General features: G+C 68.4%; 12 protein-coding genes. 6 read left to right on the forward strand and 6 right to left on the reverse strand.

All coding sequences use genetic code 11. From position 1 onward, the window contains the following. Positions 1–18 precede the first annotated feature (18 nt). On the reverse strand, positions 19–954 hold the full coding sequence (locus tag Q8Q88_RS01600) for a transglutaminase family protein (RefSeq protein ID WP_305673449.1): 936 nt from the start codon (positions 952–954) through the stop codon (positions 19–21). Between Q8Q88_RS01600 and Q8Q88_RS01605 the strand changes: the two genes are divergently transcribed. The 6 genes from Q8Q88_RS01605 (at position 954) to Q8Q88_RS01630 (ending at position 9018) form a co-directional block, all read left to right on the forward strand. Further along, a complete protein-coding gene (locus tag Q8Q88_RS01605; protein ID WP_305673450.1) occupies positions 954–1736 on the forward strand; it encodes an N-formylglutamate amidohydrolase in 783 nt (260 codons plus the stop codon). The genes Q8Q88_RS01600 and Q8Q88_RS01605 overlap by 1 nt on opposite strands. 189 nt (positions 1737–1925) lie before the next feature. Beyond that, complete coding sequence (locus Q8Q88_RS01610; RefSeq protein ID WP_305673451.1) at positions 1926–4148, forward strand: TonB-dependent receptor; 2223 nt, start codon at positions 1926–1928, stop codon at positions 4146–4148. Positions 4149–4218: 70 nt separating this feature from the next. Next, a complete protein-coding gene (locus Q8Q88_RS01615) occupies positions 4219–5778 on the forward strand; it encodes a carboxylesterase/lipase family protein (protein ID WP_305673452.1) in 1560 nt (519 codons plus the stop codon). A gap of 77 nt (positions 5779–5855) precedes the next feature. After that, on the forward strand, positions 5856–6698 hold the full coding sequence (locus Q8Q88_RS01620) for a GntR family transcriptional regulator (RefSeq protein ID WP_305673453.1): 843 nt from the start codon (positions 5856–5858) through the stop codon (positions 6696–6698). 71 nt (positions 6699–6769) lie between these two features. Further along, positions 6770–8134, forward strand: coding sequence for an MFS transporter (locus Q8Q88_RS01625; protein ID WP_305673454.1), 1365 nt, complete (start codon positions 6770–6772; stop codon positions 8132–8134). After that, complete coding sequence (locus Q8Q88_RS01630; protein WP_305673455.1) at positions 8134–9018, forward strand: hypothetical protein; 885 nt, start codon at positions 8134–8136, stop codon at positions 9016–9018. The genes Q8Q88_RS01625 and Q8Q88_RS01630 overlap by 1 nt, the downstream gene beginning before the upstream one ends. Here the strand turns inward: Q8Q88_RS01630 and Q8Q88_RS01635 are convergent. From Q8Q88_RS01635 to Q8Q88_RS01655, 5 genes are all read right to left on the reverse strand, one after another. Then, positions 9002–10933 carry a cellulase family glycosylhydrolase gene (locus Q8Q88_RS01635; protein ID WP_305673456.1) on the reverse strand — a complete coding sequence of 644 codons (1932 nt, stop codon included), beginning with the start codon at positions 10931–10933 and terminating at the stop codon, positions 9002–9004. The genes Q8Q88_RS01630 and Q8Q88_RS01635 overlap by 17 nt on opposite strands. A gap of 65 nt (positions 10934–10998) precedes the next feature. Continuing rightward, positions 10999–11874 carry a phytanoyl-CoA dioxygenase family protein gene (locus Q8Q88_RS01640; RefSeq protein ID WP_305673457.1) on the reverse strand — a complete coding sequence of 292 codons (876 nt, stop codon included), beginning with the start codon at positions 11872–11874 and terminating at the stop codon, positions 10999–11001. A gap of 25 nt (positions 11875–11899) precedes the next feature. Continuing rightward, positions 11900–12730 carry a phytanoyl-CoA dioxygenase family protein gene (locus Q8Q88_RS01645; protein ID WP_305673458.1) on the reverse strand — a complete coding sequence of 277 codons (831 nt, stop codon included), beginning with the start codon at positions 12728–12730 and terminating at the stop codon, positions 11900–11902. A 92-nt stretch (positions 12731–12822) separates the two neighbouring features. Further along, positions 12823–13617 carry a phytanoyl-CoA dioxygenase family protein gene (locus Q8Q88_RS01650; protein ID WP_305673459.1) on the reverse strand — a complete coding sequence of 265 codons (795 nt, stop codon included), beginning with the start codon at positions 13615–13617 and terminating at the stop codon, positions 12823–12825. 92 nt (positions 13618–13709) lie between these two features. Next, complete coding sequence (locus tag Q8Q88_RS01655) at positions 13710–14516, reverse strand: ion transporter (RefSeq protein ID WP_305673460.1); 807 nt, start codon at positions 14514–14516, stop codon at positions 13710–13712. Between the last annotated feature and the right edge of the window lie 243 nt (positions 14517–14759).

Raw genomic sequence — 14759 nt, forward strand, 5'->3', positions numbered from 1 at the left:
CGATATCTCCCGGTGGGGTTAGCAGGCCGCCCCAACGGTTCGCTGGGACGGAGGTTGCACCACCAGCTCGCTTTCGGCGCGGACGTCCACCTCGACCTCCATGCCGAGATAGTCCGACGGCAGGCCTGCCCAGGTTCCGTACAGCGGAACCGCCTGGCGCGGGTCGCGGGAGACCGCCACCCGGACAAGGTCGGCGTTGCCAACGATGCCGTTGGTGGGGTCGAACTCCACCCAGCCGCAGGCCGGCAGGTAGACCCGCACCCAGGCATGGGTGTGGCCCCCGCCGATCCGGGCGTGCTCGGCGTTCGAATAGGGGCTGTAGATGTAGCCGGATACGAAGCGGGCCGCGAGACCGAGGCTTCGCACCGCCTCCATCATCAAGACCGCATAATCCCGGCACGACCCACTGCGCAGGGCCAGGGTTTCAAGCGGCGTCTGGATCCCGCTCTCCAGGCGCGTGCTGTACTTGAAGTCCGCATAGATGGCCTGGGTCATCTCGCTGAGCAGCCGCTGCAGGCTGGTGGGGCCCGCCTTGCGCACGAAGCGCCGCGCCCAGCGGTCGATTAGGCCCTCTGGATCGGGATGCTGCCGCTCCATGGAGAGCCGCAGGTCCGGCAGATCCTCCGGGCTGTAGGCGAAGGGCATGGCGCCTGTATAGACCTCGATCTCGCCGTCGATGTCGGCGAAGGCGGGCAGGGGTGTGTGGTCCAGGCGCGCCCTGCTTTCGATGACCAGCTCGGTAGTGCGGTCGCCGAAACCCGCCACCTCCACGCAGTTGCCGAACACGTCGTGCATCGAGCGCAGGCGGGTCGGCGTGGGTGTGATGGTCAGTTCGCAGGCCAGCAAGCGCTGATCGTAACTCTCGCGCGGCCGCAGCATCATGCGATGCTCGCCGAGCGCCACGGGATTGCGGTACCGGTAGCGGGTCACATGACGGATCGAGAGGATCGGCATTGAGCAAGAGCTGGGCCGATTCAGCGTCGCCGTCGAACCTATTGCTCGGCCAGGACGATCTGTCGCCGGTGGTCGTGGCCAATCGAGGCGGCCGATCCCCCTTCCTGTTGCTCGGCGATCATGCGGGCCGCGCGATCCCCAGGCGGCTCGGGGACCTCGGCCTGACCCCGGCGGCCATGGACCGGCACATTGCCTGGGACATCGGAGTGGCCGGGCTGGGCGCGCGGCTGTCGGAGGCGCTGGACGCCGTCTTCATCCGGCAGGCCTATTCGCGCCTGGTCATCGACTGCAATCGCCGGCCCGGAGCGGCGGGCTCGATCCCGGAGACTAGCGACGACGTGGCGATCCCCGGCAATGCGGGCCTGTGCGCGGCCGAGATCGCCACCCGGCATGACGAGGTCTACCTGCCCTATCAGGACGCCATCGCCGCCGAACTGGACCGTCGGGCGCCCGCCGCGACCCTACTGGTGTCGCTGCATAGCTTCACGCCGGTGTTCCTGGGCCAGGCCCGCCCGTGGCGGATGGGCGTGCTGCACCGGGGCGACTCGCGCCTGTCGGACCGCATGCTGGCCCTGCTGCGGCGCGAGCTGGGCGCGGCGGCGGGCGACAACCAGCCCTACCGGATGGACGAGGTCGACAACACCGTGCCGCTGCACGCCCATCCACGCGGCCTCGACTATCTGGAGCTGGAGGTCCGCCAGGACCTGATCGCCGACTCGGACGGCCAGGCCTGGGCCGCCAGCCTGCTGGCCGCGCTGCTGACCGAGGCCGTCAGGACTTAGTCCGGGCTGGCGCCAGGTTCCTTCTCCCGCAAGGGGAGAAGGACGACCGAGCTGACTTGCCGGTTCTCATCCCGCGACGCCCACGAGACCCGTGCGCGGAGAAAATCTGTTAGTTGACAGAATGCCAAAAATAGATCGAAAACGTGACCAACAATAGTTTGCGGTCGAAACCGTGCGGGGAGGGTTCCAATGCATCGATCAAGAGAGTGGCGCGCTGGGCTGCTGGCGACAGTGGCTGTGATGGCAAGCGCGGGCGCCGCCTTCGCGCAGAGCGCCGGCGACACGGTCGACGAGGTGGTGGTCACCGCCCAGAAGCGCGAAGAGCGGCTGCAGGACGTGCCGCTGTCCGTGGCGGTGGTCTCGTCCGAGACCCTGCAGGCCTTCAATCTGAACGAGACCACCGACATCCAGCACCTGGTGCCCGGCGTGACCCTGATCAGCGCCGCGGGGCCCCGCAATTTCGGCTTCTTCGTGCGCGGAATCGGCACCAGCTCCTTCTCCTCGGAGTCCATCGAGGGCAGCACGGCCTATGTCCTGGACGGGGTGGTGCTGGGTCAATCGGGCTCGGCGCTGTCCGACCTGCCCGACGTCGAGCGGGTCGAGGTGCTGCGCGGCCCGCAGGGCACGCTGTTCGGCAAGAACGCGTCGGCCGGGGTGATCAGCGTCACCACCGAGCGCCCTTCGGCGGAGTTCACCGCGCGGCTCAGCGCCAGCTGGGCCGATCCGCAGAACGAGCGGCGGATCACCGGCGTGGTCAGCGGACCGTTGGGCGACAAGGCCCGGTTCCTGCTCTCGGCCCGCGCCAACCAGCGCGACGGCTATGTGCGCAACGTATTCGACGGCCGCAAGCTCAACGACCGCGAGGACGGCGGCGTGCGGGCCAAGCTGGAGCTGACCCCGGTCGAGAAGCTGGATGTCACCTTCATCGCCGACTACTGGAAGCGCGACGCCAAGTGCTGCATCTGGACGCTCTACAAGGTCGGCCCCAACCCCTCGCTGGCGCCCGAGCGGCAGTCCATCGCCGCCGGCATCGTCCCCGGCCCGGACAACCTCAGCCAGAACATCAACGGCCGCCTGTTCTCCAAGACCGAGAGCTACGGCGCCTCGGTCCAGGCCAATTACGAGCTGGCCGCCGGCCACACCCTGACCTCGATCACCGCCTATCGCCGGTTCATCGACCATGACGGCCTGGATTCAGACTCCAGCCCGCTCAACCTGCTGGACGCCAACTTCGCCGACTTCAAGCAGGCTCAGGTGACCCAGGAACTGCGGATCACCTCGCCCCAGGGCGGCTTCGTCGACTATGTGGCCGGGGCCTTCTATTTCGACGGGGATGTGACCTCCCACTCGGTCCAGGTGTTCCCCAGCGTGCCGCTGCCCTTCTTCAGCAAGTTGGTGACCAACCGTGCCTCCACCACCAATTTGGCGATCTTCGGCCAGGCCAATTTCAATCTGAGCGACGACCTGCGCCTCATCGTCGGCGCCCGGGCCATCCGCGAGGAGGCCAAGGCCCGTAAGGACCGGCGCGATCCCGTGCTCGGCCTGACCTCCACCGCCAGCGCGTCGAAGACCGACGACGCCCTGCTGTGGCGGCTGGGCGCGCAGTATGACTTCACGGGCGACATCATGGGCTTCGCCACCGTCACCCGCGGCTACAAGGGCGGCGGCTACGACACCAATATCGGCATCCCCACCCTGCCGGACGTCCAGCCCGAGGAGCCGACGAACTTCGAGCTGGGCCTGCGCACGACCTGGCCTGAACAGCGGCTGATCCTCAACCTGACGGCCTTCCACACCAAGATCGACGGCTACCAGGCCGGGGCCCGCGACCCCGGTCCGCCGCCGATCACCCGGGTGTTCAACGGCGAGGGCAAGACCAAGGGCTTCGAGTTCGACCTCATGTGGCGGCCGGTGGCGGGGCTGAACTGGACCCTGATCGGCTCGGGCGCCCATGTGGACGCCCGCTGGGGCGATTTCGCCAACGCGCCCTGCTTCCCCGGCCAGACCGCGGCCCAGGGCTGCGTCGGCGCCCAGCAGGACCTGACCGACGCGCGCCTGCCGTTCTCGCCCAAGTGGAGCGGCAATGTGGGCTCTCACTTCGAGACGCAGGTAACCGACGATCTGACCGGCTCATTCGACCTGGGGCTCAACTTCCGCACCAAGGCCGCCATCGCCTTCCCCAATGACCCGAACACCATCCAGGGCGGCTACACGCTGGTGAACGCCGCAGTGGGGCTGGCCTCAGCCGACCACCACTGGAAGGTCTCGGTGTTCGCCAAGAACCTGACCGACGAGCGCTACAGCCTGGTCTATTTCTCCACCCCGTTCGGCACGGCCCCGGGCGCCTATAGCCAGTTCATTCCCTACGAGGCCCAGCGCGTGGTCGGCGCCTCTATCGATCTTGCGTTCTAAAGAGCGTTTCCTCCCCGACGACCTGGGGGACGCCCGACCGGCGTCCCCCTTTTTCGGCAAGGTGATCTGCATGCGCTTCCTCGGTGTCGCCCTCGCCCTCAGCCTCGGCCTGGCCGGATGCGCCCAGGCCGCGCCGCGACCTCCGCTGGCCGGCGAACCCACCAGGGCCGCGGCGAACAGCGGGCCGCTAGAGGGCCGCTCCGCCGGTGGCGTGGCGGCCTTCCTCGGCGTTCCCTATGCGGCGCCTCCGGTCGGCGACCTGCGCTGGCGTCCGCCCCAGCCTGCGCCGGGCTGGACCGCGCCTCGCGACGCCAGCCGGTTCGGATCCGATTGCCTGCAGCATCCGCTGCCGACCTTCATCGACCCCGGCTCGGGCCAGCCGAGGAGCGAGGATTGCCTCTATCTGAACGTTTGGGCGCCGGCCAAGGCCAAGGGCCGGCCGGTGATGGTCTGGATCCATGGCGGCGGATTCACCATCGGCTCGGGGGCGATGGCGGTCTCCGACGGCGCGGCCCTGTCCCGCCAGGGTGTGGTGGTGGTGACCCTGAACTACCGACTGGGACGCTTCGGCTTCTTCGCCCACCCGGCCCTGGCCCGCCCCGGCGAGCCGACAGGGAACTACGCGATCATGGACCAGATCGCGGCCCTGCAATGGGTGAAGCGCAATATCGCGGCCTTCGGTGGCGACCCGACCAATGTCACGGTGTTCGGAGAGTCGGCCGGGGGCGGATCGGTGCTGGCCCTGATGGGCTCGCCCGCCGCGCGCGGGTTATTCCACAAGGCGATCGTGGAGTCAGGGGGTGGTCGCGACGAGATGGCCAGCCTTGAGACGCCGAGCGCCGACGCCCCGGCGGGTCACGCCGCGGGAATGGCCTTCGCCGAAAAGGCGGGACTGAAGGCGCCCGACGCCGCGGCCCTGCGCGCCCTGCCGGCGGAGAAGGTGCTGGGCGACCTGGCCTTCTTCAACAACCGCAATCGCGACGACTATGCGGGCCTCATGATCGACGGGCAGGTGGTGACCGGCGATCCCGCCGCCATCTTCGCGTGGGGCGAGCAGGCGCCGGTTCCACTCATCATCGGCTTCAACAGCGCCGAGCTTGCCGGGGCCAAGGCGGTGACCGGCGGCTGGGCCAAGCAGGCCGCGGCCCGGTTCGGTCCGGCCGAGGCGGGCCTGCGCAAGATCTATGACCCCGACGGCGGTGACGGCGGACTGGCTTCGAACTTCCTAAGCGACCTTGTCTTCGTCGAGCCGGCCCGCTTCCTGGCGCGCGCCCACGCCAGGGCCGGACACCCCATCTTCCTCTACCAGTTCGATTATGTGGCCGAGGCCAAGCGGGCCACGACCCCCGGCGCCGGCCACGCCACCGAGATCGCCTATGTGTTCGACGCCGTGGGCCAGGTTGATCCCAAGGCGAGCGCGCAGGACCGCGCCATGTCCGCCGTCGTCAGCCGGTATTGGACGGCTTTCGCCGGGCACGGTGACCCCAACGGCGCGGGCCTGCCATCCTGGCCGGCCTACCAGTCCAAGGCCGACACCCTGCTGAACTTCACGGCGGCCGGCGCCGCGCCGCTGGCCGGACGCAGCGCCGCGCGCCTGGACTATATCGAGGTCAGCTGGCCAAAGCCTTGAGGCGGTTTCCCTGAACGTCGGAACCGATCTAGGCTGTAGGGAATATTCCGTTTCCGATTCAGCAGGATCCATCCCGCGTGCCGACCCAGGTCCCCTCCGTCGCCACCTTCACCGCGCCCGGCGTGGTGTTTCCCGGCGACCCGCGCAAGAGCCCCACCGAAGCGGTGGTCTTCTGGCTGCGGCGCGACATCGTGCGCGGGGTGTTCGAGCCCCTTGAGAGGCTGAAGGTCGAGCAGCTCAGTGAATTCTACGGGGTGGGGCACACCCCGATCCGCGAGGCGATCAATCGGCTGTCGGCCACCGGCCTAATCGTCCACGAACACCAGAAGGGCCATCGCGTCGCCCCGGTCTCGGTGGAGGACTATAACGACACCCTGCTGGTCTATCAGCGGCTCCGCATGCTGGCCCTGGACCTGGCCATGGAGCGCGGCGACGACGCCTGGGAGGAGCGGGTGGTGGTCCAGTTGCACCGCACCATGAAGGTGCGCCCGGTTCCGGCCGATCAGGATCCGGAGGTCCGGGAGCTGTGGCAGCGGGCCTATGGCGACCTGCAGGGCGAGCTGGTCAACGGCTGCGGCTCGCCGCTGCTGGTCAGGCTGTTCCGCAATGTCGGCGCGCGGGCCGAGCGCTACGGACTGTTGTTCGCCGACCTGAGCACCGACCTGGAACGCGACCACGCCGCCGAGAGCCAGCGGATGGTGGAGGCCCTGATCGCCCGGGACGCCGCCCGGGTCCAAGCCCTGCTCGATGAGTCGGGCGCCCTGGCGCGTCCAGTGCGGGACTCGGTCGTGGCGGCTCTCAAACAGCGCGGCGAGAGCTCACGCAAGGCGCGCCGGGCCGCCAAGCCCTCGGGAGAGGCCACTCGTCCGCGCGGCCGTCCCCGCCTGGCGGACGCCGACAAAAAGGCGTCGAGGAAATAGATCGGAAATTGCCAATCCTTCGATTCTAGATATTGTCGATCCAGGGCGATGCGCGGCCTGGGGGGATGATCTTGGATCGCGATGCGTCGCTGAGTTGGGGCCGCCGGGTCGGCTTCGCGGCTGGGGACTACGCCTGCAATCTCTATTGGCAGAGCGTGTCGCTGTTCCTGCTGTTCTTCTACACCGACGCCGTGGGCCTGCCGGCGGCCACGGCCGGGCTGATCTACATGATCGCCTCGATCTGGGACGGAGCGATCGATCCGGTCATCGGCGCCTTCGCCGACCGCACCCGGACGCGGTTCGGACGCTACCGGCCCTATCTGCTTCTCGGCGCGATCCCCCTGGGGCTGACCTTCTGCCTGCTCTATTACCGCCCGCCGTTCGAGGGGTGGGGCCTGGTCGCCTGGATGCTGGGCGGGCACATGATCTTCCGCTCTTGCTACGCGATGCTGTCGATCCCCTACACCTCGCTGAACGCGCGGATCACCCGTAGCTCCAGCGAGCGCTCGACCCTGGCCGGCCTGCGGATGATGTTCGCCACCCTGGCGGGCCTGACCGTGGCGCTCTCGACCCAGCCCATGGTGGCGCGGTTCGGGGCAGGGGATCCGGCGCGCGGCTATCTCGCCGCCGCGGCCGTGCTGGCCTTGGTGGCCACGGTGATCTTCCCGATCGTTTTCTTCTCCACGCGCGAGCCGGCGGAGGCGGCCGAGCAAGGCCCGCCCATGCGGATGGCCGACTACTGGCGAGCGCTTCGCGGCAACCGGGCGTTCTGGATCGTCATGGCCGGCATCGGTTCGGCGGTGGTCTGCTCCACGGCGCTGGGCAAGTCGGTGCTCTATTATTTCAAATACTACCTGCACGCCGAAGCGGCGGCGCGGACGGCGCTCTCGCTGGGTGCGGCGTCGGGCCTGCTGATCGTGCCCTTCTGGCTGGTGGTCACCCGGTTCACGGGCAAGCGGAACGCCTGGCTGATCGCTACCGCCTGGGGTCTGGCGGGGCTCGCGGCCTTCGGGATCGGCGAGGTCCGCTCGCCAGCGGTCATGATCGCCTTCCTGCTGTGGATGCAGATCGCCTCCCTGGGCCTGGCTATGACCTTCTGGTCGATGCTGCCCGACACTGTGGAATACGGCGAATGGGTCAGCGGCGTGCGCACGGAATCCTTCGTCTTCGGCTTGGGCCAGTTCTTCCTGAAGGTGGCCTTGGGGGTCGGCGCGGGCCTGTTCGGCCTGGCCCTGGATCTCGTCGGCTACCAGCCGAACCTGGAACAGAGCGCCGACACCCTGGCGGGCATGAAGACCATCATGGTGGTCTTCCCGGCCGCCGGCCTGATCCTGGGCGGGGTCGCCATGCTGTTCTATCCCCTGCGGCGGGGGAGCCATGAGGCGATCGTCGGCGAACTGGCCCTGCGACGGCCGCTCGCTCCGGAGGCCGGATGATGGCCGCGGCGCCCCCCAACACCAATGACGGCTCGGGCCGGGCCCCGCGCCTGCTGGCCGGGGTCAGCTTCGTCACCCTGGCCGAACTGCCGGAATGGTCGGCGGGCCCGCGCGGTTCGGACGAGATGGTCTATGCGGCCTTGAAGGCGGCCGGCTACGAGGCGATCCAGACCCTGCAGCCGGCCCTGGCCTTGGCCCACGGCCTGCGGCCGACCGGCATGGCGCGCGCCTTCGAAGAACACCAGTTGCGCGCCGCCGCGATCAGGTGGCGCGACGCCGGCTGCGACTGCACCACGGTCCATCTCGGCACGGGGCTGGAGACCGACGACGAGCTCTTCCGGCTGGGCGAAGCCCTGCTGGAGATCGCCGAGCAGGAGCGCCATCCGATCTATCTGGAGACCCATCGCGCGACGATGACCCAGGACATCAAGCGCACCCTCGACCTGGTCGAACGCTTTCCGGAAATGCGCTTCAACGGCGACTTCGCCCACTGGTACATCGGCCACGAGATGACCTATGGCGACATGGAGATGAAGTTCGAGAAGCTGCGTCCGATCTTCGAACGCACTCGCTTCATGCACTTACGCATCTCGTCCAACGCCTTCGGCCAGGTGACGGCCAGCGACCCGGCCGAACAGCGGCACCTGGACTATTACCGGCGCATGTGGACGGCGGTGTTCGAGAGCTATCTGGCCTCCGCGGCGCCGGGCGACTATTTCGCCGTCCATCCCGAACTGCTGCCGGCCCGGGCCTTCTATCCGAAGATGGTCCTCGGACCCGACGGCGTCCTGCGCGAGGAGAGCGACCGCTGGACGGAGTCGTTGTTCCTGCTGCAGGTGGCGCGCGAATGCTGGGCCGCCGCCGCGCCTAGCGCCCCTGGATGACCACCCGGACCGGGCCGGCGTCGAGAGCGGTGATCCGCACCCGCTGAGCGTCCGGCGCGATGTCCAGGTTCGAGGAGACCCCTTCGACCCTAGTCACGAAGCCCTTTGGAAACTGGCGCGCGGGCACATAGATCTCGGTCGCCGCCGAGATCGTCGGATCTGCCTGGTAGTCGATCTCTAGGCGACGCGCGGCGCGATCGAACCTCAGCCGCGTCAGCCGACCCTGCACCGCGTGGGCGAACGGCCGGCAGAAGCCGTCGATGGCGCGACCGCCGCTGTCGGGATCGGCCGGATCCTCCTGCTGGTCGCGGGAGAAGATCGACAGGTCCTCCTGGTTCCAACCGTCGCCGATGCGCAGGTCGTTGCGGTTGGAGGCGGTGTAGTTCCACTGGGTGGAGTGCAGGCCCAGTTCGTCCAGGGCGTCGTACATCAGGCCGAGCGCGGCGGTGTGCTTGGCCCAGATCGCCTCGTCCCTGCGCCCCTGGGCGTAGAGTTCGTAGGCCGCGCCGTCGTCGAGGTCGTAGGGGATGCCGAACTCGCCGATCAGGCTGGGCGCACCGCCGGGGAACGCTTCCCTGTACGATTGGCGCCCGGCCAGCTGGCGGACATAGCGGCCACGGATGGTGTCGGGATCCCGCTCCGGCGTCCCGGTCACGAAGTCGTAGTGGTTCGTGGGGTCGAAGCTCTTCAGATAGAGGGTGGTGGCGTCGTACCAGTGGCTGGCGTTGACCGAATTCTCCGGCATGGGCGTGGGGAAGGGGCGGCCGGCCGCGGCGCCGAAGGCGTCCAGTTCCGCGAAGATCGGCCAGGTCGGCTCGTGCGTGCGGGTGACCCGCGCCACCTCGTGGAACAGCGGCCCGAAGCCGTCGTCGGAGATGTTGATGGGCCCCTCCTGGGCCAGCTGGAAGAAATCCTCCCGCAGAGGCCTGGCGCGACCGCCCTCGACGGCATAGGCGCCGGCCCGCTCGAACGGGCAGTCGGCCATCCAGATCGAGATTCCGTCGGGATTCAGGGTCCGCTGGCCGGCGGGCTCGGCGATGCTGGTCTCCGGATTGCGCTTCAGGACCGGGACCTCGACCGTGAGCCCGCGGGCCATGGCGAGCGCGTCCAGCGGCGACAGGGCCGCGCCGGGCCGGGCGCGGGCGGGGTTGATCTCGCTCGGCCCCAGATGGCGATAGCTGAGCGGTTCGCCGAAATAGCCGACGCCGGGTTCGTTGAGCGTGTCGAAGCCCAGCACATGGGGCAGGTGGGCGATCCGGCGCGCCACCTGGTCCAGGCAGCCCAGATAGCGGTTCTGCAGGAAGGCCTGGACGTTCTCGCCTTCGATCATGAAGTCCGGGGTGAACAGCCGCCCGCCCCAGAACAGGCTCCACATGATCCCATTGGCCGGCAGCCGGTAGTTGGAGCCCCAGCTCATCTGCGGATAGGCGGCCTGGCGTCCGGACGGATCGCCGTAGTCGAACTTGCGCTGCATCACATGGGCGGCGTCGGCGGCGTGGAACTTGGTGAAGTCCAGCCCCACCGCCTCGAAGCACCAGCCTGGCGCGCCGTCGCCGCCGGTCATCCGGCTCCAGACGTCCTGGTGGAAGTCGACAAATACGTACTGGCCGTGCTCGCCGGCCTTGCGGCAGACCTCGGCCAGGAAGTCCAGATAGTCGGCGTCGTAGAGCCCCGGCCCGCGGTGCTCGACCGCCTCCCAGGTGGTCAGCAGCCGCACGACGTTGAAGCCCCAGTGTTTCAGCCGGCCGAGGTGCTCGTCGGCCTCGGCGAGCGGGAAGGGGCGGCCGACGAAGGAGACGTCGCGATGGTCGGCGAAATCCGAGGGGAAGTTGGTCCCGCCGTCCAGATAGGGGACCTTGCAGTCGCCGCCGAGATTGACACCGCGCAGGGTGACCTGCCGGCCATGGGCGTCCACGAAGAGGTCGCCCTGGCGGCGGACGGGGGCAGGGGCATGGGATTGCCTTGAAGGCTTGGAAGGGCTCAGGCGGCGGTGTCCGGCACGATGCCCAGGAGCTTGGCGTGCTGGGCGCGCCTGCCGGTCATCTCGGGCCAGGGCGCGGGCGTCGGCAGGCGGCCTTCCGGCAGCGGCCAGGCAAGCGGGGTCGCCGCCCCGTCGATCACGGCGTCGTCGGCGATCGCGTCGCGGTCGACGGAGGGGTGGGCGCGATCGCCGCCCCGGCGCGCGCCGTCGGCGAAATAGATCGCCGTATAGACCCTACGCGTGCGGTCCGAGCGGTTGGGCTTGGCCATGTGGACGGTGTGGCCGTGGTGGAAGATCACGTCGCCCGGCGCGCAGGGCACGAACCGCGCCGGGGTGTCGGCATAGCGCGCCTCCAGCGCCTTGCCGGCGCCGGGAGCGGTGAAGATGTCGATGAAGGCGGCCTCGTCGTTGTGGCTGCCCGGCACATAGCCCATGCAGCCGATGTCCAGATCGACGGCCTGAAGAGGGATCCAGGCCGTCAGCGTGTTGTCGCGCCCGGCGATCGGCCAGTAGGGATGGTCGGTATGGGCCTCGGTCTCGCGACCGCCGGCCTCCTTGTAGAGCGCCTGGTCGTGCCACAGGCGAAGCCGCGGGGCGCCGATCAAGGCCGCGGCCAAGCCGCAGACCTTGGGATTGAAGGTCAGAGGCCGCACATCCGGGAAGTCCTCCCAGATGTACTGGCACTGGATGAACGACTGCTCGTAGGGGGTCTTCTCGTCCAGGGTCCGGGTGTCGCGGGCCTTGCGGCGGGCCACCGCCGCATCGACCGCCGCGCCGTATTCGGCGATCTCGGCGGCGCTCAGCAGGCCGGGCGCGTGGACGAAGCCGTCGCGCCGGAAGGCCTCGACCTGCCGTGTGTCGATCTCGGTGCTCATCCGCGCCTCCCTAAGGCTCGCGGCTCTAGCGGCCGCCTTCGAGGATCTTGAACTGCCGGTCGGGATCGTCCTGCTCGACCACCCGGCCGTCGTCCGGATAGGCCAGGGCGCCGTCCGGGGCGTACTGGAGGATATAGGCCTTGCGCACCGTGTCGGCCTTCAGGTTCGGACCGGTGCGGTGGGGCGCCAGGGACGAGAAGACGATCACGTCGCCGGCCTTGGCCGGCACGGCCACGGCGTCGGGCACGTCCTCCAGGCATTTCTTCCCGATCGGCGTCAGCCAGTGGGCGAGGGTGCCCAGCTTGTGCAGGCCCGGCGCCATCCAGGGGCAGCCGTTCTCCTCGTCGACATCCACCAGGGGCGTCCAGCAGGTGACGTACTGCTGGGGCCGCACGAAGGTGTAGCCATTGTCCTGGTGCCAGGGGAATTCCTGCGGCTTGCCACTCTTCTTGTAGACCGACTGGTCCCAGTAGAGGCGTGCATCGTCGCCGATCAGGTCGTGGCAGATGTCCTTGTAGACCTGGTGCTTGGCGAAGGCCTTCAGCACCGGAGATTCCTTGACGATGTGGGTGGTGAAGGTGATCGCATCCAACGAGGACAGGCGAAGGCTGCCGCCCTGGGCGCGCACCCGGCGTTCGTGTTCGGCCTCCAGCGGATCGATCGCCGCCGTCACGGCGGCGAGCTCGGCGGCCGTGAAGGCCTTCTCCTGCTTGAAATAGCCCAGGGTGTTGAACTGCTCCGCCTGCTCGCGGGCCACGCGACGCAGGCCCTCGGTCCGCGCGTCCTGCCACTTGAAACCGGCGTTGAGCGGGTGCGGTCGCGGCGCCGTATGCGGCGCGCTGGCGGGCAAGGTCATGCGCAGTCTCCGTGGATCAATAATGCGACCCTAAAATAGATCGAATATGGTCGTCAACGTAATATTTTGTCGATTTTATTTCCCCGGCGCGTTCAGGCTGCGCGGCGGCGGACGGGAAGCCAGCGGTTCACGCGGGAGAGCTGGGCCGCGGCGGCCGGAGTCTCCGCCTGGGTTCCGGCGCGGCCATAGTGGTAGACCATCGCCGCGCGGCGCTCGTCGGCCACATTGTCGGTCGACATGTGCATCAGGTAGCTGTGGAAGAAGAGCACGTCGCCGGGTTCCATCAGCGAGGGGATCCTGGGCGAGGTGTCCTCGCCGACGATCTCCAGATAGCCGCGATTGGCGGCGGGACGGCGATCGGGCACATGCTCGTGGATCTCGCCCTTGTGGGAACCCGGCAGCACCCAGAGGCAGCCGTTCTCCAGGGTCGCGCGCGACAGCGCCACCCACACCCCGATTTGCGGCTGGCGGTCGAACCGGAAATAGTAGCTGTCCTGATGCCAGGGCTGGCCGATGACGCCGGGGTTCTTGAAGATGAACTGGCTCTGGAAGCAGTCCAGGTCGGGTCCCAGCAAGCTCTCGACCACGTCGACGATGGCCTGGCGTTCGGCGATGGCCCGCGCGGCGCCCTCCACATGGCAGTTGAACACCTTGGAGACCCGATCTTCCGGGTTCGCCGCGCCCCGCGAGGGCTCGGTCTCCGGATAGATCAGGTAGTTGGGTCCCGACATGTAGGCGATCTCGCCGGCGTGGCGCTCGGGCGGATCGGCACGGATGCGGTCGATGACCTCGTCCTCGCAGGCCTTAGCCTCGTCGGGCGACACCAGCCCCCTGAGCACGAAGAAGCCGTCGTCGCGCCATGCGGTCTGCTGGGCGTCTCGGTCCATGGCGGGTCCTCCTGGATGCTACAAAAATATATCCAGAAAATAATGAATTGCACAATATAGATCTAAAACAATGTCAGGTGACGACTTCGAGCTTAGAGCGCGGGATCATCGGCCGCCGCCTCTTGCAGCGCGCTGCGGTGGCGCTGCATGGCGTCGCTGAACGACGCGGCGAGGATGCCGGTGGGCATGGCGATGAAGCCAATGCTGAAGATGGCGGTGACAGCGGCCAGCACCTTGCCGAGCACGGTGACCGGATAGACGTCGCCGTATCCGATCGTCGTCATGGTCGCGACCGACCACCATAGGGCGCGCGGGATGCTGCCGAACTTGTCGGGCTGGATGGCGCCCTCGGCCAGGTAGAGCGCGGTCGCCGCGACGATCATCAGGAAGAACCCCGCCGCGGGACTGAGTAGCAGCTCGTCGCGCCGCGTCGTGACCGCCTCGACCATGTGGTCGAAGGCCCGCGACATTCGGCCGAGCTTGGCCAGGCGGAGGATCCGTCCGACCCGGATCAGGCGCAGCAGCATGGCGCTCGAACCGCCGAACACCGCGAGCGAGGCCAGGATCGCGATCAGGTCCGCGATCGCCGCCGGTGAGAATACGAACCGAAGCCGTTCGCGCCAGGGGCGGACCTTGAGGTTCCGCTCAGGCGCCGTCCAGAGTCGCAGGGCGTATTCCAGGCTGAAGAGCAGCCCAAGCGAGACTTCGGCGAGGACGAAGGCTCCTCCGTAGGCGCCGGCGAGAGCAGGCTCGGTCTCGACAATGGCCAGCCCCGTGGCGAGCAGGATCAGGACCATCAGCACGCGATTGAGCGGCGACAGCCCCTTGGCCCTGCGCGCCCGCGGGTCCAGTTGCGCGTGGAGCCGCCGCCGAAGCGATGGTGTTTGACCTACAGTCATGTGACGTCCCCGCCCGGTTGATCGTCTGGAGCTTATCCCCGACGCACGGGCCTTCCATCCTCGAACCGCGGAGGGTTGCGCATCCCGCCGGCGCCCGCCGGGCTCCTAGCTTCTCTCTCGAAGCGCGGGCCGCAGGCCTGGTTCACAACCGACACGGATGTGATGTTTGGGGCGCCTCATCCCCGATCCCCTGACCCGCCGCTGCGCCCTGCTAGCACGGATCATCGGCACCATCGGACAGGG

The organism is Phenylobacterium sp. (assembly GCF_030697925.1).
Lineage (GTDB): Bacteria > Pseudomonadota > Alphaproteobacteria > Caulobacterales > Caulobacteraceae > Phenylobacterium.